This window comes from Enterobacter cloacae complex sp. 309I3, assembly GCF_050031595.1.
Classification (GTDB): Bacteria; Pseudomonadota; Gammaproteobacteria; order Enterobacterales; family Enterobacteriaceae; genus Enterobacter; species Enterobacter cloacae.
The window spans coordinates 3,448,812-3,474,013 of record NZ_JBLGWI010000001.1; the positions used below are offsets into that span (position 1 = coordinate 3,448,812).

General features: G+C 54.8%; 28 protein-coding genes. 8 read left to right on the forward strand and 20 right to left on the reverse strand.

Going from position 1 to position 25,202, the window contains the following annotated elements:
* Positions 1-78: 78 nt before the first annotated feature.
* Positions 79-678, forward strand: coding sequence for a 5'-deoxynucleotidase (gene yfbR / locus ACQG22_RS16435; RefSeq protein ID WP_013098110.1), 600 nt, complete (start codon positions 79-81; stop codon positions 676-678).
* A gap of 53 nt (positions 679-731) precedes the next feature.
* Here yfbR and ACQG22_RS16440 read toward each other — a convergent pair whose 3' ends face one another.
* From ACQG22_RS16440 to yfbV, 4 genes are all read right to left on the reverse strand, one after another.
* Positions 732-2,564, reverse strand: a complete 1,833-nt coding sequence (locus ACQG22_RS16440) for an SLC13 family permease (protein WP_020690639.1) — start codon at positions 2,562-2,564, stop codon at positions 732-734.
* A gap of 75 nt (positions 2,565-2,639) precedes the next feature.
* Positions 2,640-3,299 (reverse strand): sugar phosphatase, encoded by a 660-nt coding sequence (locus ACQG22_RS16445; RefSeq protein WP_369706722.1) that lies wholly within the window; start codon positions 3,297-3,299, stop codon positions 2,640-2,642.
* An 11-nt stretch (positions 3,300-3,310) separates the two neighbouring features.
* The gene (locus tag ACQG22_RS16450; protein WP_013098113.1) at positions 3,311-3,805 is read right to left on the reverse strand and encodes a YfbU family protein; all 495 of its coding nucleotides are present in this window, start codon (positions 3,803-3,805) and stop codon (positions 3,311-3,313) included.
* A gap of 92 nt (positions 3,806-3,897) precedes the next feature.
* Positions 3,898-4,353 carry a terminus macrodomain insulation protein YfbV gene (gene yfbV, locus ACQG22_RS16455; protein WP_020690637.1) on the reverse strand — a complete coding sequence of 152 codons (456 nt, stop codon included), beginning with the start codon at positions 4,351-4,353 and terminating at the stop codon, positions 3,898-3,900.
* Positions 4,354-4,689: 336 nt separating this feature from the next.
* Here yfbV and ackA point away from each other — a divergent pair, with 336 nt between their 5' ends.
* Positions 4,690-5,892 carry an acetate kinase gene (gene ackA, locus ACQG22_RS16460; RefSeq protein WP_013098115.1) on the forward strand — a complete coding sequence of 401 codons (1,203 nt, stop codon included), beginning with the start codon at positions 4,690-4,692 and terminating at the stop codon, positions 5,890-5,892.
* Positions 5,893-5,968: 76 nt separating this feature from the next.
* Positions 5,969-8,110, forward strand: a complete 2,142-nt coding sequence (gene pta / locus ACQG22_RS16465; RefSeq protein ID WP_013098116.1) for a phosphate acetyltransferase — start codon at positions 5,969-5,971, stop codon at positions 8,108-8,110.
* Positions 8,111-8,180: 70 nt separating this feature from the next.
* Here pta and ACQG22_RS16470 read toward each other — a convergent pair whose 3' ends face one another.
* The 5 genes from ACQG22_RS16470 to ACQG22_RS16490 form a co-directional block, all read right to left on the reverse strand.
* Positions 8,181-9,134 (reverse strand): transketolase family protein, encoded by a 954-nt coding sequence (locus ACQG22_RS16470; RefSeq protein ID WP_047352176.1) that lies wholly within the window; start codon positions 9,132-9,134, stop codon positions 8,181-8,183.
* A complete protein-coding gene (locus tag ACQG22_RS16475) occupies positions 9,127-9,957 on the reverse strand; it encodes a transketolase (RefSeq protein WP_369706723.1) in 831 nt (276 codons plus the stop codon). Before ACQG22_RS16475 ends, ACQG22_RS16470 begins: the two co-directional genes overlap by 8 nt.
* The gene (locus ACQG22_RS16480; RefSeq protein ID WP_023622509.1) at positions 9,954-11,345 is read right to left on the reverse strand and encodes a PTS ascorbate transporter subunit IIC; all 1,392 of its coding nucleotides are present in this window, start codon (positions 11,343-11,345) and stop codon (positions 9,954-9,956) included. Before ACQG22_RS16480 ends, ACQG22_RS16475 begins: the two co-directional genes overlap by 4 nt.
* 21 nt (positions 11,346-11,366) lie before the next feature.
* Positions 11,367-11,639, reverse strand: coding sequence for a PTS sugar transporter subunit IIB (locus ACQG22_RS16485; RefSeq protein ID WP_013098120.1), 273 nt, complete (start codon positions 11,637-11,639; stop codon positions 11,367-11,369).
* 80 nt (positions 11,640-11,719) lie between these two features.
* Positions 11,720-12,163 carry a PTS sugar transporter subunit IIA gene (locus tag ACQG22_RS16490; protein ID WP_013098121.1) on the reverse strand — a complete coding sequence of 148 codons (444 nt, stop codon included), beginning with the start codon at positions 12,161-12,163 and terminating at the stop codon, positions 11,720-11,722.
* 235 nt (positions 12,164-12,398) lie between these two features.
* Here ACQG22_RS16490 and ACQG22_RS16495 point away from each other — a divergent pair, with 235 nt between their 5' ends.
* Complete coding sequence (locus ACQG22_RS16495; RefSeq protein WP_013098122.1) at positions 12,399-13,418, forward strand: LacI family DNA-binding transcriptional regulator; 1,020 nt, start codon at positions 12,399-12,401, stop codon at positions 13,416-13,418.
* A gap of 3 nt (positions 13,419-13,421) precedes the next feature.
* Here ACQG22_RS16495 and yfcD read toward each other — a convergent pair whose 3' ends face one another.
* From yfcD to yfcF, 3 genes are read right to left on the reverse strand one after another with little or no spacing between them, the layout of a single operon-like run.
* Positions 13,422-13,976 (reverse strand): NUDIX hydrolase YfcD, encoded by a 555-nt coding sequence (gene yfcD, locus ACQG22_RS16500; RefSeq protein WP_013098123.1) that lies wholly within the window; start codon positions 13,974-13,976, stop codon positions 13,422-13,424.
* Between the two features lie 55 nt (positions 13,977-14,031).
* Complete coding sequence (gene yfcE / locus ACQG22_RS16505; RefSeq protein ID WP_013098124.1) at positions 14,032-14,583, reverse strand: phosphodiesterase; 552 nt, start codon at positions 14,581-14,583, stop codon at positions 14,032-14,034.
* 56 nt (positions 14,584-14,639) lie between these two features.
* The gene (yfcF, locus tag ACQG22_RS16510; RefSeq protein WP_045903394.1) at positions 14,640-15,284 is read right to left on the reverse strand and encodes a glutathione transferase; all 645 of its coding nucleotides are present in this window, start codon (positions 15,282-15,284) and stop codon (positions 14,640-14,642) included.
* A 140-nt stretch (positions 15,285-15,424) separates the two neighbouring features.
* Between yfcF and yfcG the strand changes: the two genes are divergently transcribed.
* The 4 genes from yfcG (at position 15,425) to ACQG22_RS16530 (ending at position 17,959) form a co-directional block, all read left to right on the forward strand.
* Positions 15,425-16,054, forward strand: a complete 630-nt coding sequence (yfcG, locus tag ACQG22_RS16515; protein WP_013098126.1) for a GSH-dependent disulfide bond oxidoreductase — start codon at positions 15,425-15,427, stop codon at positions 16,052-16,054.
* Between the two features lie 75 nt (positions 16,055-16,129).
* On the forward strand, positions 16,130-16,498 hold the full coding sequence (gene folX / locus ACQG22_RS16520) for a dihydroneopterin triphosphate 2'-epimerase (protein WP_013098127.1): 369 nt from the start codon (positions 16,130-16,132) through the stop codon (positions 16,496-16,498).
* Between the two features lie 13 nt (positions 16,499-16,511).
* On the forward strand, positions 16,512-17,405 hold the full coding sequence (locus ACQG22_RS16525; RefSeq protein ID WP_013098128.1) for a TIGR01777 family oxidoreductase: 894 nt from the start codon (positions 16,512-16,514) through the stop codon (positions 17,403-17,405).
* A gap of 44 nt (positions 17,406-17,449) precedes the next feature.
* The gene (locus ACQG22_RS16530; RefSeq protein ID WP_058662057.1) at positions 17,450-17,959 is read left to right on the forward strand and encodes a GNAT family N-acetyltransferase; all 510 of its coding nucleotides are present in this window, start codon (positions 17,450-17,452) and stop codon (positions 17,957-17,959) included.
* Positions 17,960-18,089: 130 nt separating this feature from the next.
* Here the strand turns inward: ACQG22_RS16530 and hisP are convergent, their stop codons facing one another.
* From hisP to cvpA, 8 genes are all read right to left on the reverse strand, one after another.
* Positions 18,090-18,863, reverse strand: coding sequence for a histidine ABC transporter ATP-binding protein HisP (hisP, locus tag ACQG22_RS16535; protein ID WP_020690627.1), 774 nt, complete (start codon positions 18,861-18,863; stop codon positions 18,090-18,092).
* 8 nt (positions 18,864-18,871) lie between these two features.
* Complete coding sequence (locus ACQG22_RS16540; RefSeq protein ID WP_008502590.1) at positions 18,872-19,588, reverse strand: ABC transporter permease; 717 nt, start codon at positions 19,586-19,588, stop codon at positions 18,872-18,874.
* The gene (locus ACQG22_RS16545; protein ID WP_013098131.1) at positions 19,585-20,271 is read right to left on the reverse strand and encodes a histidine ABC transporter permease HisQ; all 687 of its coding nucleotides are present in this window, start codon (positions 20,269-20,271) and stop codon (positions 19,585-19,587) included. Before ACQG22_RS16545 ends, ACQG22_RS16540 begins: the two co-directional genes overlap by 4 nt.
* Before the next feature lie 87 nt (positions 20,272-20,358).
* Positions 20,359-21,141 (reverse strand): histidine ABC transporter substrate-binding protein HisJ, encoded by a 783-nt coding sequence (hisJ, locus tag ACQG22_RS16550; RefSeq protein WP_008502592.1) that lies wholly within the window; start codon positions 21,139-21,141, stop codon positions 20,359-20,361.
* Between the two features lie 226 nt (positions 21,142-21,367).
* A complete protein-coding gene (argT, locus tag ACQG22_RS16555; protein ID WP_013098132.1) occupies positions 21,368-22,150 on the reverse strand; it encodes a lysine/arginine/ornithine ABC transporter substrate-binding protein ArgT in 783 nt (260 codons plus the stop codon).
* Between the two features lie 290 nt (positions 22,151-22,440).
* Positions 22,441-23,010, reverse strand: coding sequence for a UbiX family flavin prenyltransferase (locus tag ACQG22_RS16560; protein ID WP_020690624.1), 570 nt, complete (start codon positions 23,008-23,010; stop codon positions 22,441-22,443).
* 90 nt (positions 23,011-23,100) lie between these two features.
* Complete coding sequence (purF, locus tag ACQG22_RS16565; protein ID WP_014832786.1) at positions 23,101-24,618, reverse strand: amidophosphoribosyltransferase; 1,518 nt, start codon at positions 24,616-24,618, stop codon at positions 23,101-23,103.
* 36 nt (positions 24,619-24,654) lie between these two features.
* Positions 24,655-25,143: a colicin V production protein gene (gene cvpA / locus ACQG22_RS16570; RefSeq protein ID WP_000262116.1), complete on the reverse strand. Its 489-nt coding sequence runs from the start codon at positions 25,141-25,143 to the stop codon at positions 24,655-24,657.
* Positions 25,144-25,202: the final 59 nt, after the last annotated feature.

Sequence of the window (25,202 nt, forward strand, 5' to 3'; positions counted from 1 at the left end):
TTCAAAATCCGCAAATTTGCATCTTCCCTCCCCTCCCCGCACAATGAAGTCTGTCGCAGTGAAGACAAAAGGTAACCTATGAGTCAGAGTCATTTTTTTGCCCACCTCTCCCGCCTGAAACTCATCAACCGCTGGCCTTTGATGCGCAATGTGCGCACCGAAAATGTCTCAGAACATAGTCTGCAGGTTGCAATGGTCGCGCATGCCCTTGCGGCCATTAAAAACCGCAAATTCAACGGTCAGGTCAATGCGGAACGTATCGCGCTGCTGGCGATGTATCACGATGCGTCCGAAGTGCTGACCGGGGATCTCCCCACGCCGGTGAAATACTTCAACTCGCAGATTGCACAGGAATATAAGGCCATTGAGAAGATTGCCCAGCAAAAGCTGATTGAGATGGTTCCGGAAGAGCTACGTGACGTCTTTGAGCCGCTGATTGACGAACATCAGTATACGGAAGAGGAAAAGTCACTGGTGAAGCAGGCGGACGCGCTGTGTGCCTATCTGAAATGTCTGGAAGAGTTGTCCGCGGGGAATAACGAATTTTTACTGGCCAAAACGCGTCTGGAGAAGACGCTGGAATCCCGCCGCAGCGAAGAGATGGATTATTTTATGCAGGTGTTTGTGCCGAGCTTCCATTTATCGCTGGATGAGATCAGCCAGGATTCTCCGTTGTAATTTTTCGCCGGGTGGCGGCTTCGCCTTACCCGGCCAACGTTTCTGCGCTCACGCTAAAACGGGAATAACACCGGAATCAGCACCACACATACCAGCATCACCAGTATGGTGAACGGTACGCCAATCTTCACGAAATCGCTAAAGCGGTAATTCCCCGGCCCCAGTACCAGCGTGTTAACCGGCGAAGAGACCGGCGTCATAAACGCCGCAGAGGCCGCCATCGCCACCATCATCGCAAAGGGGTACGGCGACACGCCCATCGATTTCGCCATCGCCAGTGCAATGGGCGCCATCAGCACCGCCGTGGCGGTATTGGAAATGAACAGCCCTATCGTGGCGCACATCACGAACAGGCACACCATCATCATATACGGACCGTATCCCCCGCCGATGTCCATGAGCCCTTTAACCACTAAATCCACCCCACCAGTTTTTTGCAGGGCAAGGGCGAATGGCATCATCCCGACAATCAAAATGATGCTTGGCCAGTGAATTGCTTTATAGGCACTCTCGGCATCAATACAGCGAAACTTGCCCATTAACAGGCAAGCAATAATCGCCGCCACCGGGTTCGGGATCTCGTCGGTGAGCATTAGTGCCACCATCAGCACCAGACAAAAAATGGCGTGAGGCGCCTGGCTGTGGGCCGGAGAGGCATCGCTCTCCTCAACGGGCATGTTGAGTACCACAAAATCGCGGCCTTTTTGGCCGAGCTGACTGATAAGCTTCCAGTTACCCACCACGAGAAAAATATCGCCCAGCAGGATAGGTTCATCCACCACGGCCCCTTCCATCGCCACACCATCACGCTTCAGGCCGACGACATTAAGACCGTAGCGGGTACGGAACCCCATTTCACGCACGGTTTTGCCCAACAATTCCGATTCCGGGATCAGCGACACTTCCGCCATACCCACATCCAGCGCCTGGTCGGAGAAATACTCTCCGCGTAGCACCATCGGCTCCAGCAGCTGCTCACTGCAAAACTCACGCAGATCGACCTCTGCGGTGGACATATCGATCAGCAGAACGTCACGCGCCCGGAATTCGGACACCCCGTTCACGTTGACGATGACCCGGCGAAAGCGACGCCAGCGCTCTACGCCGATCACGTTCGCGCCATACCGTTCGCGCAGCTTCAGGTCATCCAGGCGCTGGCCGACCATTGGCGAACCGGGACGAATGGCCAGACGGCGGGCGCGGCCGGCCAGACGGTACTCTTTGATCAGATCGCGGAAGGTGCGTCGTTTCCAGCCATCTTTAGTTTTGTCCTGCTTCTCGCCTTTCAGGGCGAAGCGAGTCAGCAGCATATACACCACACCCATCAACAAAATGACCAGCCCAAGCGGGGTGACGCTGAAGAAGCTAAAGCCCTCCAGCCCTTCACGTATCAGCTCGCTATTGACCACCAGGTTTGGCGGCGTGGCCACCAGGGTCATCATGCCGCTGATGAGCCCGGCAAAGCTCAGGGGCATCATCAGGCGCGACGGTGAGGTCTGCATGCGCATGGAGACGCTCAACACCACCGGGATAAAGATGGCAACGACGCCCGTCGAGCTCATAAAGGCTCCCAGCCCGGCGACCGTTAGCATGAGGTAGATCAGCATTTTGGTTTCGCTGTTGCCTGCCACCCTCACCAGCCATGCCCCCACAAGGGTTGCTACGCCGGTGCGCACCAGCCCGTCGCCGATAATAAACAGCGCGGCAATCAGAATGACGTTGGGATCGCTAAATCCCGAGAAGGCTTCCGGCAGCGTGAGCGTACCGCTCAGCGCAAACGCAACGATAACAAACAAAGCGACGGCATCCATGCGCACTTTGCCTGTAGCAAACAGAATGATGGCGATTAAAAGCAGGCTGAGCACCCAAATCAGTTCACCGTTCACAACATGTCCTTGTCAGAGAGAGATGCGAAATTGTGCCATAAAAAAGCCCCAGCAGCGTGGGGCTAAATCATGGGATTACACTTTTAGCGAGACGGTTACAATACCGTCTGGCGCCTTAGCGATATCAAGCGCGGTCAGCGTATTGAGCACAAAGTCCGCCTCGTCCAGACGGGGAGAATCGGCCGGAACGTTGACGGCAATAACGTGGCTGCCGGCGTTCAATCCGGCCAGCACGCCCGCTGCCGCATCTTCCACCACCACGCACTCCGCCGGGGGGATGCCCAGCAGTTCTGCACCCAGCAAAAAGGCATCAGGTTCCGGTTTGCCGCGTTTCACGCGCTCAGCGGTAATGAACACGTCCGGCGTGGGTAAACCCGCCGCCTTATGACGAGCGTGAGCCACGGGAACCGAGCCGGAGGTGACAATGGCCCACGGAATTTGCGCTTCATTCAAATGCTCAAGCAGTTCACGAGCACCGGGTAACGCGGTAATGCCGTCCGTATCGGTGGCTTCAATGTGTTCCAGATATTTAAACTCTGCCTGAATTTCGTCCTCAGAGCGTCCCGCCAGGAAATGCCGGAGCGAGGTTATGGCCTGTTTGCCGTGGATAAAATTCAGCACGTCCTGATGGTCGATGCCATGTCTGTCCGCCCAATCGCACCATGAACGCTCTACAACCGGTAGCGAATCCACCAGCGTACCGTCCAGATCAAACAGAAAACCTCTACACTGCACACGCACCTCCGTCAGGCATTAATGATTTGTTGAATTTCGTTGCTGCTTAAGTGGTACTGGCGCGGGCAGGCGTGCCATGCGCTCAGCATGCGCTGGTATTTTTCCCACATAGGGGTCTGCGCGTTAAAGCCGTGGGTGCCCGCATCAAAGTGCGTATAACGCCCTTCTGTATTCACCATAAAGCGGACATAGCTCAAATAGCGCGCTTCCGTTGCGGCATCAAAGCCTAAGAAAGTGACGCGGCGCTCGTCAATGGACTGCTGATCTTTCAGGTTGGTCCAGGACACGTGAAGCGCGTGGTACATCTCCATAATGTCGATCACGATGCGGCAGGTTTCTTCTTTCAGCTCGCCAAACTCGCGGTCCAGTTCACGCATCTGCAAACCAAAGCCGCGTTCGACGATGGTCTGCAGGCGGCTGTAGCGCTCAGCGTTATCGGGATCAAGCATAGTCATCATTTTGTACTGGTTGGACAAAATCAGACGTTGAGCATGGGTCATTTCCATCTTTCGACTCCTGTAGCGCATGGCACTTGAAAAAAAAGACACGGTAACGGTGTGTTACTGTGCCTTCTTTTATTAGTCGTTTCGATGATCAATCACAAATCATCGAGGAATGTTTTATCAAGTTGCTTAAAAGCTCGCTTAAGCGTGTCAGCCAGCGCCTGATAATCGGGCTTGCCTTCAACCGGAGCGAGCGCCTGACCGGCTTCTTCCAGTTTCCCGCGAACGTCATAAAACCAGTGTAAAATAGAAGGCGGCAGAGGTGTGATTGAACGCTTACCTAACCACCACAGCCCCTGCATCGGCAGGCTCAACGCAAAAAGCGCCGTCGCCACGGCAGGGCCGAGCTGTCCGCCCAGCGCAATTTGCCAGCAGAGGGTAAAAATAGCGACAGGAGGCATGAAGCGAATCGCGTAGCGCGTGGCGCGGATTGTGCGATTCTCAATGAACATGGGCGCAAGGCGTTTTTCCATCGGCCACGTCTTCGCGTAATGCTGTCCCCGACGAAACAGACTAAAAAAATTCACGGACGGGATCTCAGGTGTCGACATGGCATACCTCAACTTCACATATAAAAATTAAAATTTTCGTGCAAAACCACAACAAGCTATGACAACGTTCAAAATATTTTGTCATCACTACCCCGTATCGGGTATCCTGTGCCAGCCTGATAGGGCCGTAGACGAGAATCGTTAACTCGTCAAATTATCGCATATTATGCCATTGTCTGAAAAATGTTCAAAATGGCTTAAAATCATAGGTATTTCTTCCATCCTGCCAGAATGTTCGTTTGGCATGATGTTAATCATAAATGTCTGGGTCAGCATGCGTTACGCTTTTAGACTCTTTGACGTTTTTTTAGCCACGTATCAATTATAGGTACTTCCATGTCGAGTAAGTTAGTACTGGTTCTGAACTGCGGTAGCTCCTCACTGAAATTCGCCATCATCGATGCGCTCAACGGTGACGAGTACCTCTCTGGTTTGGCCGAATGTTTCCATCTGCCTGAAGCACGTATCAAGTGGAAGATGGACGGCAGCAAACAAGAAGCGGCTTTAGGTGCAGGCGCCGCTCACAGTGAAGCGCTGAACTTTATCGTTAACACTATTCTGGCACAAAAACCAGAACTGTCTGCTCAGCTGACTGCGATTGGTCACCGTATCGTCCATGGTGGCGAGAAATACACCAGTTCCGTCGTGATTGACGACTCTGTTATCCAGGGCATCAAAGACTCTGCATCTTTTGCACCGCTGCACAACCCGGCGCACCTGATCGGTATCGCTGAAGCGCTGAAATCCTTCCCGAATCTGAAAGACAAAAACGTGGCCGTGTTTGACACCGCGTTCCATCAGACCATGCCGGAAGAGTCTTACCTCTATGCCCTGCCATACAGCCTCTACAAAGAGCACGGTGTTCGTCGCTATGGCGCGCACGGCACCAGCCACTTCTATGTGACTCAGGAAGCGGCAAAAGTGCTGAACAAACCGGTTGAAGAAGTGAACATCATCACCTGCCACCTGGGCAACGGTGGTTCCGTTTCTGCAATCCGCAACGGTAAATGTGTTGATACCTCCATGGGTCTGACCCCGCTGGAAGGTCTGGTGATGGGTACGCGTTCCGGTGACATCGACCCGGCGATTATCTTCCACCTGCACGACACCCTGGGCATGAGCGTTGACCAGATCAACAAAATGCTGACCAAAGAGTCTGGCCTGCTGGGTCTGACCGAAGTCACCAGCGACTGCCGTTACGTTGAAGACAACTACGCAGAGAAAGAAGACGCTAAACGTGCAATGGACGTTTACTGCCACCGTCTGGCGAAATACATCGGCTCTTACACTGCGCTGATGGATGGCCGTCTGGACGCTGTTGTCTTCACCGGTGGTATCGGTGAAAACGCGGCAATGGTTCGCGAACTGTCCCTGGGCAAACTGGGCGTTCTGGGCTTTGAGGTTGATCACGAGCGTAACCTGGCTGCCCGCTTCGGCAAGTCTGGCTTCATCAACAAAGAAGGCACCCGCCCTGCTCTCGTTATCCCAACAAACGAAGAGCTGGTCATCGCGCAAGACGCGCACCGTCTGACTGCTTGATTCCACACCGCCAGCTCTGCTGGCGGTGCTGTTTTGTCACCCGCCACAATCAGGCGGTAACGAAAGAGGATAAACCGTGTCCCGTACTATTATGCTGATCCCTACCGGAACCAGCGTCGGCCTGACCAGCGTCAGCCTTGGCGTGATCCGTGCTATGGAACGCAAAGGCGTTCGTCTGAGCGTCTTTAAGCCAATCGCCCAGCCACGTGCCGGTGGCGATGCGCCAGACCAGACCACCACCATCGTTCGTAAGAACTCCAATCTGCCAGCGGCCGAACCGCTGAAGATGAACCACGTTGAATCTCTGCTCTCCAGCAACCAGAAAGACGTGCTGATGGAAGAGATCATCGCCAACTACCACGCCAATACAAAAGACGCGGAAGTGGTGCTGGTTGAAGGCCTGGTTCCGACCCGCAAACACCAGTTTGCCCAGTCGCTGAACTTCGAAATTGCGAAAACCCTGAACGCCGAGATCGTCTTTGTGATGTCTCAGGGCACAGATACCCCAGAGCAGCTGAAAGAGCGTATCGAACTGACCCGCAGCAGCTTCGGTGGTACTAAAAACACCAACATCACGGGCGTAATCGTCAACAAACTGAATGCGCCTGTGGATGAGCAGGGTCGTACGCGTCCTGACCTGTCCGAGATCTTCGACGACTCTTCCAAAGCGAAAGTCATTAAAGTTGACCCGGCTAAACTGCAGGAATCCAGCCCGCTGCCGGTTCTGGGCGCGGTGCCGTGGAGCTTCGATCTGATTGCCACCCGTGCCATCGATATGGCGCGTCACCTGAACGCCACCGTGATCAACGAAGGCGACATCAATACCCGCCGCGTGAAATCCGTGACCTTCTGCGCCCGCAGCATTCCGCATATGCTGGAGCACTTCCGTGCTGGTTCCCTGCTGGTGACCTCCGCAGACCGTCCAGACGTGCTGGTTGCTGCCTGCCTGGCCGCGATGAATGGCGTAGAAATCGGTGCTATCCTGCTGACCGGTGCTTACGAGATGGATCCACGCGTCAGCAAGCTGTGCGAACGCGCGTTCGCGACTGGCCTGCCGGTATTCATGGTTAATACCAACACCTGGCAGACCTCCCTGAGCCTGCAGAGCTTCAACCTGGAAGTGCCGGTTGATGACCACGAGCGTATCGAGAAAGTTCAGGAATACGTTGCAAGCTACATCAACGCAGACTGGATCGAATCCCTGACCGCGACCTCCGAGCGCAGCCGTCGTCTGTCTCCTCCGGCCTTCCGTTACCAGCTGACCGAGCTGGCGCGTAAAGCGGGCAAACGTGTTGTTCTGCCTGAAGGCGACGAACCACGTACCGTGAAAGCGGCAGCTATCTGTGCAGAGCGCGGCATCGCGACCTGTGTGCTGCTGGGTAACCCGGATGAGATTAACCGCGTTGCGGCATCCCAGGGCGTTGAGCTGGGTGCTGGCATCGAAATCGTTGATCCAGAAGTGGTTCGCGAAAGCTACGTTGCCCGTCTGGTCGAACTGCGTAAGAACAAAGGCATGACCGAAGCCGTTGCGCGTGAGCAGCTGGAAGACAACGTGGTGCTGGGTACGCTGATGCTGGAGCAGGACGAAGTTGACGGCCTGGTATCCGGTGCGGTTCACACTACCGCGAACACCATCCGTCCACCGCTGCAGCTTATCAAAACGGCTCCAGGCAGCTCTCTGGTTTCCTCCGTGTTCTTCATGCTGCTGCCTGAACAGGTTTACGTTTACGGCGACTGTGCGATCAACCCGGATCCAACCGCAGAGCAGCTGGCTGAAATCGCAATCCAGTCCGCGGACTCCGCGATTGCCTTCGGTATCGAACCACGCGTCGCGATGCTCTCCTACTCCACCGGTACCTCTGGTGCAGGTAGCGACGTAGAGAAAGTGCGTGAAGCGACCCGTATTGCACAGGAAAAACGCCCTGATCTGATGATCGACGGCCCGCTGCAGTACGATGCCGCAGTTATGGCTGACGTTGCGAAATCCAAAGCGCCAAACTCCCCGGTTGCAGGTCGCGCTACCGTGTTCATCTTCCCGGATCTGAACACCGGTAACACCACCTACAAAGCGGTACAGCGTTCAGCAGACCTGATCTCCATCGGGCCAATGCTGCAGGGTATGCGCAAACCTGTGAACGACCTGTCCCGTGGCGCGCTGGTAGACGATATCGTCTACACCATCGCGCTGACGGCGATCCAGTCTTCGCAGCAGCAGTAAATAAGGTCTTGCCGGATGGCGCTAGCGCCACCGGGCAACAAAAAGGCGACCCCACGGTCGCCTTTTTTATTTACAGCAACTCTCGCGCCGCTGAAACAATGTCATGCGCCGTCAGGCCATACTCCTTCTGCAGGAAGTCCTGCGTCCCTACCTGGCCGTAACGCTCCTTCACCCCCACGCGACGCATCGGCACCGGGCAGGTCTCCACCAGCACTTCCGCCACCGCCGAGCCCAGCCCGTTGTGAATGCTGTGGTTTTCGCAGGTCACGATCTTCCCGGTTTTCTCGGCGTAGTTTTTCACCAGCATCCGGTCGATGGGCTTCAGGGTAAACATGTCTATCACTGCCGCGCTAACGCCCTCCTGCTCAAGCTGACGGGCCGCTTCCAGCGCTTCGGCCACCATAATGCCGTTGGCAATCAGGGTAATGTCGCTTCCTTCGCGCAGGACATTGCCTTTGCCGATGGTAAACGTTGAACCCGGGGCATACACGCTCGGCGCCTGCTTACGGATAGTACGTACCCAGTAGAACCCGTCGAGGTCGATAAGCTGGCGCAGTATGTCTTCAAACATCACCGCGTCAGTCACCTCCAGCACTACCGAATGCGCCAGACCGCGCACAATGCCCATATCCTCGAACGACATATGCGTCCCGCCGTTATGGCAGGCCGTCACGCCCGCATCCGAGGCAATAACCTTCACGTTATTTCGCTGGTAGTCCAGGGACATAAACAGCTGGTCGAAGCAGCGACGGCTGGCAAAGGCGGTAAAGGTATGAACAAACGGCTTGCGGCCGGTGAGTGACAGCCCGGCCGCGGTACCGATCACGTTGGCCTCCATAATGCCGCAGTTGATCACATGTTGCGGATAATCGCGCGCCACGCCGTCCATCGCCATTGAGCTCATCAGATCCGCTTCCAGGGCGATGATCTCGCTCCCGGCTTCAATCTGTTTTGCCACAAAGCCCGCGTAGATCTTACGCATCTCTATGGCATCTTTCTGTCCTGCAGGTGCAACCTTAATCATGAGTTACCTCCAGCTGGCGGATCGCCTCGTCGAGGGCCGCTTTGCTCTCCGGGGTCAATCGCAGATGGTGCGAGTTACCCAGCTGTTCCAGATACGCCACTCCCTGTCCTTTGATGCTGTCGAGGATCACCACCCGCGGACGCGCATCCGCTGGCGGAACCGGTGCAGTGACCTTCAGCAGTGCCGGGATGTCATCTCCTTTCACCGTCACCACGTCAAAACCAAAGGCGCGGAATTTCCCTTCCAGATCGAACGCGCAGATGATCTCATCCAGCTCGCCATCAAGCTGTTGTTTGTTCCAGTCCACAAATATCGTCAGGTTGTTAAGACGATGGTGGGCAATAAACTGGAACGCTTCCCAGCACTGCCCTTCGTTCAGCTCGCCGTCACCGACGATGCAAAAGACCCGATTTGACCGCCCGGCCAGCTTGTGCGACAGCGCCATGCCGCCCGCGATGGAGATCCCCTGACCAAGCGAACCGGTCGTGGCATCCACACCGCGTGTTTTTAGCCGGTCCGGATGGCTTGGCAGGCGTGTGCCGTTCTGGTTAAGCGTGCTCAGCTCTTCCATCGGGAAATAGCCCTTAATCGCCAGCGTACTGTACAGGGCCGGTCCCGCATGGCCCTTCGACAGGACAAAGTAGTCTCGTTCTGGCCAGTCCGGGTCTGCCGGGTCAATTTTCATTACCGCACCGTACAGTACGGCCAGGGTTTCGACGACCGACATACTGCCGCCGTAGTGACCAAATCCCAGCAGCGTCAGCGATTTCAGGGTCTCGAGTCGAATTTGACGCGCGAGTTCGGTTATCTCATTCTCATTCATGATTTGGCTCCGGTGTTTTCCTGCGCATTACCACCCGCAGATTTGTTTTTCGCGAACACGTTGTACGCCACCAGCAGCGCGAACAACGCAACGACAAGCCCGGTGATGGCCAGTGGTGACAGGAAGCGCGCCAGGTTGCCAAGCACAATCCCGACGGCGCCGAAGTCAGCGTCCGAGAAAGTGGTATTGGCAAAGCCAATGGCTCCCAGTACAGGCAGCAGCAGCACCGGCAGGAAGGTGATTAAGAGCCCGTTGGCAAAGGCGCCAATCATTGCCCCGCGACGTCCACCGGTGGCGTTACCAAACACGCCCGCGGTTGCGCCGGTGAAGAAGTGCGGCACCACGCCCGGCAGGATCAGCACCCAGTTAAACTGGCCGCAGATAATTAACCCCACAATCCCCCCGAGGAAGCTGAACAGGAAGCCAATCAGCACCGCGTTGGGCGCATACGGATAGACCACCGGGCAGTCCAGGGCCGGACGCGCATTGGGCACCAGTTTTTCTGAGAAGCCGGTAAAGGCCGGGACGATTTCTGCCAGAATCAGGCGTACACCCTGCAGGATGATGAACACCCCTGCGGCGAAGGTGATTGCCATGATAATGGCGTAGACCAGGTAGTTCTGACCGCCGCTGAAGGTCGCCTCGACGTATTCACGCCCGGCGCTCACCGCCATGATCAGGTAGATAATCATCATGGTCAGAGAGATGGAGATCGAGCTGTCACGCAGGAAGCTCAGGTTCTTCGGCAGGTTCATCTCTTCGGTTGAACGTGAACCTTTGCCGACCTTGCTGCCAATCCAGCCGGACAGCACGTAGCCCAGGGTGCCGAAATGGCCGAAAGCAATATCATCGTTGCCGGTAATGCGCTTCATGTAACGCTGCGCAATCGCCGGGAAGAAGGCCATGACCAGCCCGAGGATCAGCGACCCCGTAAAGACCAGCCCTACCCCTTCAAAGCCCGCAACCGTGAGGATCACCCCAATCATGCACGCCATGTAGAACGTGTGGTGTCCGGTCAGGAAGATATACTTCAGACGGGTAAAGCGGGCGACGAGAATATTGGCCACCATCCCAAACGCCATAATCAGCGCAGTCGAGGCCCCATATTTCTCCAGCGCAATGGAAACAATCGCTTCATTATTGGGAATAATGCCCTGGATATTAAAGGCGTGTTCAAACATACCGCCTAATGGATTTAAAGACCCCACCAGCACGGTGGCGCCACCGCCCAGCACAATAAACCCGAGAATAGTTTTAATGGTCCCTTTTACAACGTCAGAAAAGGCTTTTTTCTGCGCAACGAGACCAATTAAGGCAATCAGGCCTACCAGCACGGAAGGGACTTTTAAAATATCGACAACGAAATTCAGCGTTTCAAGGATAAACATATCCACCTCGCCTTATCAGGGTTATTGTCTTTCGAACCAGGCACGCAGCTGCGCTTCAAGTTCGTTGATATCGATGATGTTGTTGATCACCACCAGCTGGTTTTCCGGCACGCTGGCGCTGGAGGCAATATCTTTCGCCATCACGAAAAGATCGGCCGCACCGGGCGTGGCTGAAGAGAGATCGGAGTGCTCAACCTCGGCGTCAATGTCCAGCTTCTTAAGCACTTTTTTAATATTCATTTCGACCATAAAACTACTGCCCAGGCCAGAACCGCATATAGCCATGATTTTCATTGTTGTCCCCTTTTTTGCGTAGAGTATGTCCCATCACGCTTGCGCGTAATGTGTATGACGAGTCGGATTAAATAATTAAATCAGAAGCGGTCGATTATCGTTTTTATTTCCTCCAGGGTATTCGCCTGATGTAATTCAGCCATATCCTCATCGCTTGAAAATAATTCAGCCAGCGCGGAGATCATTTCGATATGGCTGTGTTTATCCGGTGCTGCCAGCATAACGATCACATCGACGGGATCAAATTCGCCTGCACCGAATGAAACGCCCTTCCTGAGTTTTAATAATGAGAGGCCCAGTCCTTTTGCCCCCTCTTCCGGCCGCGCATGCGGCATGGCCAGCCCTGGTGCCAGCACATAATAGGGTCCTAAAGTGTGGTGCTGCTCAATGATGGCCGTTACGTATTCCGGCGCAATGACCTGCAGCTCCAGCAACGGTTTCGCGCATATCTCCAGCGCCTGCGGCCAACTCTCAACGCTATCCTGCAGCGTGATGGTTGTATCATATATCCACTTTTTGAGCATTTTCCCTCCCGACATCGCGCTAAAGATGAACAAACTTTATTCAACGCATAACGAATTGGCTGCGATCGGGATCACAAAGATAGCGCTACCAAGATCTAACATGCAGAAGTGTGATAGCGCTATCAAATTGACATCCTGGCGCGAAATCACAGCAAAAAAAGGGATTTAAGGCGTATACTGCCTGTCACGTGAAGCGAAGGATGAAATGAGTGGCGTCCTGTCAGCAGGAAGGTGTATGTCTCTAACCCGAAAACGGCGCAGTACCGGTAAAGTGACACTTGCCGATGTCGCACAGCTTGCCGGTGTGGGCACAATGACCGTGTCCCGTGCTCTCCGCACGCCTGAACAGGTTTCCGATAAACTGCGAGAAAAAATAGAAGCCGCGGTACAAGAGTTAGGCTATATGCCCAATCTTGCAGCCAGTGCGCTGGCTTCGGCCTCGTCATGGACGATTGCGATGGTCGTCCCCAATCTTTCCGAAGCCGGTTGTTCAGAAATGTTCGCCGGGCTCCAGCAGGTGTTACAGCCCGCCGGCTATCAGATCATGCTGGCCGAATCCCAGCATCGTCTTGAACAGGAAGAGAAATTGCTGGAAACGCTGCTGGCGTCAAATATCGCCGCAGCGATTTTGCTCAGCGTCGAACATACTGACACCGTGCGTCACTGGCTAAAAAACGCCTCGATTCCGGTGATGGAGATGGGCGCCATGCGCGCCGATCCCATCGATATGAATATCGGGATTGATAACGTCGCGGCCATGTATGAACTTACGGAAATGGTCATCAAACGCGGCTACCAGAACATCGGCCTGCTGTGTGCCAACCAGGAGCAGTGGATTTTCCAGCAGCATTTGCAGGGCTGGTACAAAGCGATGCTGCGCCACCATATGTCACCTAACCGGGTGATTAACGCCGCCATGCCGCCGAGCTTTTCGACGGGGGCCGCACAACTTCCTGAATTTCTGCTGGCGTGGCCGGAGCTGGATGCGCTGGTTTGCGTCTCAGATGAACTGGCCTGTGGCGCGCTGTACGAGTGCCAGCGCAGGCGTATCAAGGTGCCGGACGATTTGGCCGTGGTCGGGTTTGGCGACAGCGACGTCAGCCGTGTCTGTCAGCCGCCGCTTACGACGATGGCAGTACCCCATCGTAAGATTGGTATTGAAGCGGGACGTGCATTGCTGGAACGTCTGAATGACGGAGACTGGCGCGATCAGAAACCCATCGCATCCAGTCTGTGTCTGAGGGAGAGCTGCTAAAGCTTATTCGGCCTCTTCTTCTTTCTCAGATTTGGTCGATTCGTTTTTGGCGTTGCGGGTCATCCACAGCGCCAGTGCTTTTAACGAATCCGGCGTGAACTCGTCACAACGCGCGGTGATCTCTTCCGGCGTCATCCAGCTCACTTCGCTTACTTCTTCTTCCTGCAGGGCGAACGGCCCGTGGGAAACGCAGCTAAACAGCCCGCCCCAGACACGGCAATGTTCGTCTTCAAAATAGAACTGTCCATGCTCGGCAAACGGTACGCCCGCAATGCCTAGCTCTTCTTCCGCTTCACGGCGTGCGGAATCCAGCAGGACCTCATCCGCCTGAACGACACCGCCCGCAGTGGCATCCAGCATACCAGGGAGAAAATCTTTGGTGTCCGTGCGGCGTTGAACCAAAATTTTGCCCATGCCGTCATGAACAACAATATACGTCGCACGATGACGCAGGCGTTCAGCGCGCATTTGTTCGCGGCTGGCCTGCGCGATCACTTCATTCTCTTCGTTGACAATGTCAACCCACTCTGTACTTGCCAAATGACTCTGCTCCACCATCGGGAAACCTTCTCGTCTAAGCGCTCTTACGGCGCGTTTACAGTTGAGGTGTAACTTACGGATTAATCGCTACCTGTGCAATAACTTGCTGATCATTAAGTGCGATAACGCTTAACGTATGCTCATCAAGCATGCCATAGCTCGCCGGGTATCCGCCTTTCGGGATGCTGACCGAACCTGGGTTGAAGTGATAAATCTCCCCGCGTTTTTCTGCTACCGGAATATGAGTATGGCCGTAAACCAGGACATCGCCAGCGGCCAGCGCCGGGAGATTATCCGGGCTAAAAAGATGACCATGGGTGAGGAACAGACGGCATTTTTCCAGCAGCACCTGTTGCCACGGAGCGGTCATGGGGAAGTGCAGCAGCATCTGATCCACTTCGCTGTCGCAGTTACCGCGCACGGCGATAATGCGCGAGGCATACGGGTTGAGTTTTTCCGCCACCTGCGCAGGGGCATAGCCTTCCGGCAATGCGTTACGTGGGCCATGGTTCAACACGTCGCCCAAAATAACCAGCCACTGCGCCCCACTTTGTGCGAACAGGGAAAGAACGCGCTCGGTCGCGGGCAGCGATCCATGGATATCCGACGCAAACATCAGTTTCATCAGTCACTCCTCAGAAAAACAGACTGCCCTTATCATACCTTAAGCGCCAGGGCTTATCAGCCGACGCGCTTAGCGGAGAGTGCCACATAGCGCTGCACCGACGCACGTTGCCACTGGAAAGTGGCGTAATCCACCAGCAGCTGGGGGACGTCATCGCCGTTAAGGATCAAGCGGTTCAGCATCAGCGCCAGGTCGGTATCGGCAATACACCATTCGCCAAACAGGTTCGGGTTACCGTGGGCCAGCAGCGAGGTGGCGGTGTCAATCAGCTTTTGCGCGCTCTGCGCCCCCTCAGTACTTAGGGCGGGCTTTTTCACACCCGCAAATACCACATCCGTGGAGCGTTCAACGCGAATCGGCACCAAATCGCTGCGTAGCCACGCCTGGATTTGCCGTGCCCGGGCCCGCTTTTGCAGATCGTGAGGATAAATACGCTCCCACTCTGGTGGCGCGAACCGATCTTCCAGGTATTCATCGATCGCCGACGATTCACTCAGCGCGAAGCCATCAATGTCCAGTACCGGCACGCGCCGGGTCAGATCGTAACCCTGCCACTGCGGTTTCAGGTGTTCGCCGCCGTCCAGATCAATGGTTTTCAGGCTAAATGACAGCCCTTTTTCCGCCAGCGCCACGTACACGCTCATGACATAGGGTGAAAAGAATTGGGCATCGGACCACAACGTGATTACAGGCTGGTTCATAACATCCTCATCGGCTGATCGGTATTCCCTCAACATATAGTCTCTTTACGCCGCTGTCACTTGATGAAAACTCACGATTTTGCACAACCACCTATACTGATTGGTCATGGCATTACACTTCACACTGACAGGAGTTGAGAATGATCGACCTTTATTACGCCCCTACTCCAAACGGCCATAAGATCACCCTCTTTCTTGAAGAAGCCGAGCTGGAATACAGGATCATCCGCGTGGATATCAGCAAAGGCGATCAGTTCAGGCCTCTCTTTCTGGCCATCTCACCGAACAACAAAATCCCGGCCATCATCGATAACCTGCCAGCTGATGGCGGCAAACCGTTGAGCCTGTTTGAATCCGGGGAGATTTTGCTCTATCTGGCGGAGAAAACCGGCAAACTGCTGAGCGAGGAACTGCGCGAGCGTCACCACACGCTACAGTGGCTGTTCTGGCAGACAAGCGGCCTGGGCCCGATGCTGGGGCAGAACCACCACTTTACCGCTTACGCGCCACAACCCATCCCGTATGCGATAGAGCGCTATCAGGTGGAAACGCAGCGGCTGTACGGCGTACTGAACCGTCGTCTGGAAAAATCACCGTGGCTCGGGGGCGATCATTACAGTATCGCCGATATCGCCTGCTGGCCGTGGGTCAATACCCATGAACGTCACCGTATTGATTTAGCCTCTTACCCGGCGGTTAACAACTGGTTTGAACGTATCCGCACCCGCCCGGCGACCGAGCGTGCGATGAAAAAAATCCAGGAGATTTAGGCCTGCGCCCGGTTGGGCGCGTGTCAGGCTCTCATGTATTATGGGGAGGAAATACTGACACGGAGAAGACCTGCAATGTCGCAGCATGACGCTATTATTCGTATAAAAAATTTACGCTTACGTACTTTTATCGGTATCAAAGACGAGGAGATCGCCAACCGTCAGGATATCGTGATTAATGTGGTTATCCACTATCCGGCAGACAAAGCGAGAGGCAGTGAAGACATCAATGACGCGCTGAACTATCGCACGATTACGAAAAGCATCATTCAGTACGTGGAAAATAACCGCTTCTCTCTGCTGGAAAAATTAACTCAGGATGTGCTCGACATCGCACGCGAACATCACTGGGTCACTTATGCTGAAGTAGAGATCGATAAACTTCACGCCCTGCGTTATGCCGACTCCGTCTCCATGACGTTAAGCTGGCAGCGCCGGGCGTAAACCTGGAGGTTGTATGAAGATTCTGCTGACCGGCGGTACAGGCCTGATTGGCCGTCATCTCATTGCGCGCCTGCAGGCGTTACATCACGACATTACCGTGGTAACGCGCAGCCCTGAGAAAGCGCGCCAGGTGCTGGGTGCCGGTATCGACATCTGGAAAAATCTGGCTGACCGGCAGAATCTGGACGGCTTTGACGCTGTCATCAACCTGGCCGGTGAACCTATCGCCGACAAACGCTGGACAGAAGAGCAAAAACAGCTGTTATGCAGCAGCCGCTGGAACATCACCGAAAAGCTGGTCGAGCTGATCCGTAACAGCCATACCCCGCCATCGGTACTGATTTCCGGTTCTGCGGTAGGCTATTACGGCGATCTCGGTGAGGTGGTCGTGACCGAAGAAGAGCCGCCGCACAACGAGTTTACCCATAAGCTCTGCGCCCAGTGGGAACGTATTGCCTGTGCTGCCCAGAGCGATAATACCCGCGTGTGCCTGCTGCGTACCGGCGTCGTTCTCGCGCCGAAAGGCGGCATTCTGGCGAAGATGCTTCCTCCGTTCCGGCTCGGACTGGGCGGCCCCATCGGTAATGGCCGTCAGTATCTGCCGTGGATCCACATCGACGATATGGTCAACGGTATTCTCTGGCTGCTGGATAACGATCTGCGTGGGCCGTTCAATATGGTTGCGCCGTACCCGGTGCGTAACGAGCAGTTTGCCCACGCGCTGGGCCATGCTCTGCATCGCCCGGCGATTTTGCGCGTGCCCGCAACGGTGATTCGCCTGATGATGGGTGAAGCGTCCGTGCTGGTGCTGGGCGGGCAGCGCGCGCTGCCTAAACGGCTGGAAGCGGCCGGGTTTGCGTTTCGCTGGTATGACTTAGAAGAGGCGTTGAGGGATGTGGTGGGATGAATATGTTACATTTGTACGCCATGTCCCGATGAAATGGCGTAACAATGGCAACCATCACCACACCCCGGCTTCACCTCACCCCTTTCGAACCCACTGACTGGGCCTTCTTCCGCTCGTTGCGGGAAGATCGCAATATCATGCGTTACATGGCCGCCATCGCGCCGGAAAAAGAGACCCGGCGCGTATTTGCTGCGCGCTTAACGGCGGCGCACGTTTTTGTGATTCGTTTTCATGATGATGACACGCCGCTGGGCGATATCGGCCTGCAGATCAGCCCAGAGAATCGTGAAGAGGCTGATATTGGCTATACGGTTGTGCCTGCTGCACAGGGGCAAGGTATCGCCAGTGAGGCGTTGCGGGCGGTATGTGAGTATGCGTTTAACCAGACCGGCGTGAAAGCGATTAACGCCTACGTGCTGGCGGACAACGGCGGGTCGGTGCGGGTACTGGAGAAAGCGGGGTTTGTGCGTACGCAGGTGCTGGAGAAGGCGTACGAGATTGACGGCGTACGGTATGACGACTGGGTGTATCGGCTGGAGTGCGGTGCGGTTTGATGCCCTCACCCCGGCCCTCTCCCACAGGAGAGGGAGAAAACCCAGCCTGTAGGCCCGGTAAGCGAAGCGCCACCGGGCGATTGGGCTGCACTGCGGCCCTCTCCCAGGGGGAGAGGGAGAAAGGCAAAACCTACTTCAAAGAGCCCTTCAGGAACTGCTGCAAACGCGGGCTTTGCGGATTCGCCAGCACCTCATCCGGATGTCCCTGCTCTTCGATTTTCCCCTGATGCAGGAAGATCACGTGGTTCGAGACGTTGCGGGCAAAGCCCATCTCGTGCGTTACTACGACCATGGTTTTACCCTCTTCCGCCAGCTTTTGCATGATGCGCAGTACTTCGCCAACCAGTTCCGGGTCAAGTGCTGAGGTCGGTTCGTCGAACAGCAATACTTCAGGCTCCATCGCCAGCGCGCGGGCGATAGAGACACGCTGCTGCTGACCACCAGAGAGATGCACCGGGTACTTTATCTGCTGTCGCTCATCGATACCCACTTTTGCCAGGTATTTCACCGCGCGCTCACGGGCCTCCTGCTTGCTTAAACCCAGCACCTGAACCGGCGCTTCCATCACGTTCTCCAGCACCGTCATGTGGCTCCAGAGGTTGAAGTGCTGGAATACCATTGTCAGCCGCGTGCGCAGCAGGCGCAGCTGGTTCTTATCTGCCACTTTCAGCTGGCCGTCTTTATCCCGGGTCAGATTGATATTCTGCCCGCTCACCACAATTGAGCCTTCACTCGGCTTTTCGAGGAAGTTGATGCAGCGCAGGAAGGTACTTTTCCCCGAGCCAGATGATCCGATAATACTGATCACGTCGCCTGCATTTGCCTGCAGCGACACCCCTTTCAGCACTTCATGTTCGCCGTAGCGTTTGTGCAAATCAATTACGTTTAATTTGTTCTCAGCCATCATCATTCTCAGTGCGTCGAAGAGGGTTTTATATGCTGCAACCAGCGCTTTTCTGCCTTACGGAACAGGCTAATCAGGACGTATGAAATAATCAAATAGAGCACTGCCGCAATGCCAAACGCGGTAAACGGCTGATAGGTCGCAGAGTTAATATCGCGGGCGATTTTAAGCAGGTCGGGCACCGTGGCGGTAAAGGCCAGCGCGGTGGAGTGGAGCATTAAAATCACTTCGTTACTGTAGGCTGGCAATGCGATACGCAGCGCCGACGGCAGAATAATGCAGCGGTACAGTTTCACCGACGAGAAGCCGTACGCGCGCGCCGCTTCGATTTCTCCGTAAGGAACGGAGCGGATAGCCCCGGCGAAAATCTCGGTGGTGTAGGCGCAGGTGTTGAGCGTCAACGCCAGCACCGTACAGTTCAAGCCGCTGCGGAAGAAGGCGTTCAGCATCTCGGTGCCTTTCACAATCTCCAGCGTATACATGCCCGAATAGAACACCAGCAACTGTACGTACAGCGGTGTACCGCGGAATACGTAGGTAAACAGCCAGATCGGGAACTGAATAAATTTATTGTTCGACACGCGGCCAATGGCAAGAAACACCGCCAGAATGCCACCCATCACCACCGAAGAGATCAGCAGCCACAGCGTAATGGCCACGCCGGTAAAGCGATAGCCGTCCGTCCACAGCAGCGATTTCCAGTATTCCTGAATAATCTCAATCACAGGTCAGCCCTCTTCACACCCACGGAGTAGCGACGTTCGAGCAGAAGCAGCACACCATTGGAGACGGTCGTAAAGACCAGATAGATCACGCCACACACCACCGCAAAGTAGAACGGCTCCCAGGTACTTTTACCGGCAAGCTGCGTGGCCTTTACCACATCTTCCAGACCCAGCAGAGAGACCAGCGCCGTGGCCTTGAGGATAACCTGCCAGTTGTTGCCAATGCCCGGAAGCGCGTAGCGCATCATGGCCGGGAACATAATCCGGCGAAACGTCTGGGAGGAGGTAAAACCGTAGGCGGTCGCCGCTTCTATGTGTCCTTTCGGTACCGCCATATAAGCGCCGCGGAAAGTTTCGGTAAAGTACGCGCCGTAGATAAAACCGAGAGTGATAATACCGGCCACCATCGGGTCGATATCGATCTGCCCCATTCCCATGGCGTCCGTCACGCTGTTAAGCGCAATCTGCAGCCCGTAAAAGATAAGCAGCATCAGCACCAGATCGGGAACGCCGCGAATCAGCGTGGTATAACCTTCAAAAATCAGCGCCAGCGGTTTGTTTGCCGAAAGCTTCGCCCCTGCGCCTGCCAGACCTATCAGCACCGCCAGCACCACGGAGCTGATAGCCAGCTCAAGGGTGACAAGCGCGCCCTGTAAAATAACGCCAGAAAATCCGTACAGCATACCGCGAGCCCTGTCGTATCGTGAGTGATGGACCGTGTCTTATCCCCTCCCTGAGCGGGAGGGGCCGCACGTTATTTGACGGGGCGATTAGCCGCCGTAAACATTAAAATCGAAGTACTTTTTCGCCAGTTTGTCGTACGTGCCGTCAGCGCGCATTTCAGCAAACGCTTTGTTCAGCGCTTCGCGCAGCTCGTTGTCTTCTTTACGCAGACCCATACCGGTGCCGACACCAAACAACTTCACATCTTTAATGGATGGGCCGCCAAATTTGTAATCTTTACCTACCGGCGTCTTCAGGAAGCCTTCACTCGCGGCAACTTCATCCTGGAAAGCGGCGTCGATACGGCCTGCCGTCAGATCAGCGTAGATATTTTCCTGGCCCTGATAAGAGACGATTTCAATCCCCTTCGGTGCCCAGTGTTCATTACCGTAGGTTTCCTGGGTAGTGCCCTGCAGCACGCCCACGCGTTTGCCTTTCAGTGATTCGAGGGTTGGCTGGATGTCAGACGATTTAGCCACCACCAGACGAGAATCTGCCGCATAGAGTTTGTCGGTGAAGGCAATCTCCTGCTGACGTTTTTCAGTGATGGAAAGCGAGGACATGATAACGTCGATTTTTTTGGCTTTCAGTGATGGGATCAGTGCATCCAGCGGGTTCTCAACGTAGGTACACTGCGCTTTGATGCGTTTGCACAGCTCATTGGCCAGATCAATGTCAAAACCGACCAGTTCACCCTTCGAATTCTTAGATTCGAACGGGGCATAGGTAGGGTCGGTACCAATACGAATTTTCTGCGGAATTGCTGCGAACGCCGCGGTAGCGCTGGAAAAGGCCAGCACCAGAGATAACGACAACACGAGTTTTTTCATATCTGTCCTCAACAAACTGTCTTCTTACGTGATTTTTACGACGACGGGGTGGTGCTAATGTGCCATCAATCCACGCCATCAGGCAAAGATTAATGCCTTTCAGGCGAGATTTTTTGCATGATAAATGCGTAAGTATGCACACAGCGATCCAATACGGTGCACGAAACGCACCATATTGGATCAATCACACCCGCAATGCACCAGAACAGTGCAACATCATCGAGTATCAATCACCGTAGACGTTGAAGTCGAAGTATTTCTTCGCCAGTTTGTCGTAGGTACCGTCTTTGCGCAGTTCTGCAAACGCTTTGTCGAAGGCGGCTTTCAGCTCGGTATCATCTTTACGCAGGCCAATACCGGTGCCGTCACCAAAGTATTTTTTGTCTTTCACGGACGGGCCAGCAAAGGCGTAGTCTTTACCTGCCGGCTGTTTCAGGAAGCCTTCACTTGCGGCAACCTCATCCTGGAATGCCGCATCCAGACGACCGGCCGCCAGGTCAGAATAAATCAGATCCTGGTTCTGGTAAGCCACCACGTCAACGCCCTTCTCACGCCAGTTTGCATTGGCATAACCTTCCTGAGTCGACCCCTGCAGCACGCCGACATGCTTGCCTTTCAGGGAGTCAATGGTTGGCTGAATGGGGGAGCCTTTTGCCGCAATCAGACGGGAATCCGCGGCGTAGAGCTTGTCAGAGAAGGCAATCTCCTGCTGACGTTTTTCGGTGATGGAAAGAGAAGAGATAATGGCGTCGATTTTCTTGGCTTTCAGCGACGGAATTAACGCGTCAAAGTCGCTGCCCACCCATGTGCATTTCACCGCAATGCGTTTGCACATCTCATTACCCAGATCGATATCAAACCCTACGAAATCGCCTTTCGCATCCTTGGAAGAGAATGGCGCGTAGGTTGCGTCTGTACCGATACGCACTGTCTGTGGAAGCGCTGCGTAGCTACCTGCGGCTGCACTTAACCCCACCAGCAAAGACAGAGCCAGAACCGTCTTCTTCATACATTTACCCTCAAGTACCGTGATTTTATTATGTATTGTGTTGTGTGTTGTGTTGCAGGCTTCTCTTGCAGGTCTTATGCCACATTGCCGTCGGGTCAAAATTTTGACGTTAAATATGTTAATAAAACGTTGCGATATTGCCTTAATGGTGAAAGATAGCAGGTCTGCCGAACGAACCGGAAAGAGAAAAAGGGAAAAAACGAATTAAATGTCGAGGATATGATCGCCGTTGCAATTTTGCCCTGAAACAGGGCATCGTCTCTGTTCATGCACGCTGTTTGTGCACAGAATCAGGCGCCCTGCCAGCGGGTGAAGAGGTCTTCGGGCAGGTCGATATCAAACTGATCCAGCACGCGGTTCACTGTCTGATTAATCACGTCATCGAGCGAGGCCGGACGATGATAAAACGCCGGCACCGGCGGCATGATCACCGCGCCCAGTTCAGCGGCCTGGGTCATTAAACGCAGATGCCCCAGATGCAGCGGCGTTTCGCGCACGCAAAGCACCAGAGGACGACGCTCCTTCAGCACCACGTCCGCCGCACGCGTCACCAGCGTGTCGGTATAGCTGTTAACGATGCCGGAGAGGGTCTTAATTGAACAGGGCAATATCACCATGCCCGCGGTTTTAAACGAGCCGGAGGAGATGCTGGCAGCGATATCGCGGGCATCGTGTACCACATCCGCCAGCGCCTGGACATCGCGCAGGGAGAGATCGGTTTCGAGGGAGAGGGTCTGACGCGCCGCCTGGCTCATCACCAGATGGGTTTCAACTTCCGCCACGTCACGCAGCACCTGCAACAGACGCACGCCGTAGATCGCGCCACTGGCGCCGCTAAGCCCAACAATGAGTCGTTTCATGATTTTCGCCCTTACTGATTTCAGGGCAGACTGTGCAGGATTTTGCGGGGAGTTGCAAGTGAGGGCGAAGGCCCTCACTTGCCTGCACAATTAACCTTCGTTGTGCATCTCTAAGCTTTCGAGATCGTTTTGCAACTGGACGGCTTTCGCATCGTCGTTGCGCAGCGAATCGAGATAGTCCAGATACTGCTGATCAACATCTTTGGTGACGTAAACCCCGTTAAACACGGAACATTCAAATTGCTGAATATCCGGGTTCTCGGCGCGCACCGCGTCGATAAGATCGTTCAGATCCTGGAAAATCAGGCCATCGGCACCGATGATCTGGCGAATCTCGTCCACTTCACGGCCGTGGGCAATCAGCTCATTCGCGGTAGGCATATCAATGCCATACACGTTCGGGAAGCGAATCTCTGGCGCCGCAGAGGCCAGATACACTTTCTTCGCACCGGCTTCACGCGCCATCTCGATAATCTGCTCTGAGGTGGTGCCACGTACAATGGAGTCATCCACCAGCAGCACGTTCTTGTCGCGGAACTCAGCGCGGTTAGCGTTCAGTTTACGACGCACAGACTTACGGCGCAGCTGCTGACCCGGCATGATAAAGGTACGGCCAACGTAGCGGTTCTTCACGAAGCCCTGACGGTATGGCTTATCCAGAATGCGGGCGATTTCCAGCGCGATATCGCAGGACGTTTCCGGGATAGGAATGACCACGTCGATGTCCAGATCGTCCCACTCGCGGGCAATCTTCTCACCCAGCTTGGTTCCCATGTTCACGCGGGCGCTGTAGACGGAGATCTTATCGATAAACGAGTCCGGACGGGCGAAATATACGTATTCGAACAGGCACGGGTTGCTGACCGGGTTGTCTGCACACTGGCGGGTAAACAGCTGGCCCTTCTCAGTGATATAGACCGCTTCGCCAGGAGCTACATCACGCAGGAATTCGAAGCCCAGGGTGTCCAGCGCCACGCTTTCAGAGGCAACCATATATTCGGTACGGCCATCACCCAGGTCACGCTTGCCGAGCACCAGCGGGCGGATACCGTTTGGATCGCGGAAGGCGACCATTCCGTGACCGATAATCATCGCCACGCAGGCATAGGCACCGCGGATCTGGCGGTTTGTCGCAGCAACGGCGGCAAAGATATTGTCTGCTTCCAGCGGATAGTGGCGGAAATTATCCAGCTCGCTCGCGAACACGTTGAGCAGGATTTCTGAATCAGAGGTGGTGTTAATGTGGCGACGTTTCTCTTCAAACAGCTTTTTACGCAGCTCATGCGCGTTGGTCAGGTTGCCGTTGTGAGCAAGCGTGATGCCATACGGTGAGTTGACGTAGAAAGGCTGTGCCTCAGAGGCGCTGGAACTGCCAGCAGTAGGATAACGAACGTGACCGATCCCCATATTACCTTGCAGACGCTGCATATGGCGGGCTTCAAACACATCGTTTACCAGGCCATTCGCCTTACGTAAACGGAAGCAGTTGTTTGCATCAATGGTGATGATACCCGCAGCATCCTGCCCACGGTGCTGAAGCACCGTTAACGCGTCATAAATCGACTGGTTTACCGGCATGAAACCGGCGATACCGACAATACCGCACATTCGTCTTTTCCTCGTTAAGCCACATCTCAGAGCGGGTTACGCTCTGGGCAAGAAACTCGACGAGCTTTGCAGATAGTCAAAGAACCACCTGATGATGAAGCTGAACTCTGGAATGAGCTGCGATTTCTGCCAGTCTTCACTTTTGGAGAACCCGGTAAAGGTATCCAGGAAGAACAGTATCGCGGCCACAATCAGCACGCCTCGTAATGCCCCGAAACAGATCCCGAGCACCCTGTCCGTTCCTGACAGACCGGTTTTCTCGACCAGCTGACCTATCACGTAATTCACGATAGCGCCGACAATCAGCGTCGCGATAAACAGCACCGCGATGGCGATTCCATTTCGGACCAGTTCATCTTCAAAGCCCGTGAACCAGACAGACAGGTAAGTGTAGTAATGACTGGCAACAAAGAAAGCACAACCCCAAGTCACCAGCGATAACGCTTCACGAACAAAGCCACGGATCAGGCTAACCAGACAGGAAAAACCAATCACCGCAATGATGGCGTAATCAATCCAGACCATATGTGTCCCACGATGTAACGCCCTGTCATCCAGTTCGGGGCGAATTCTAACAGAAAAAG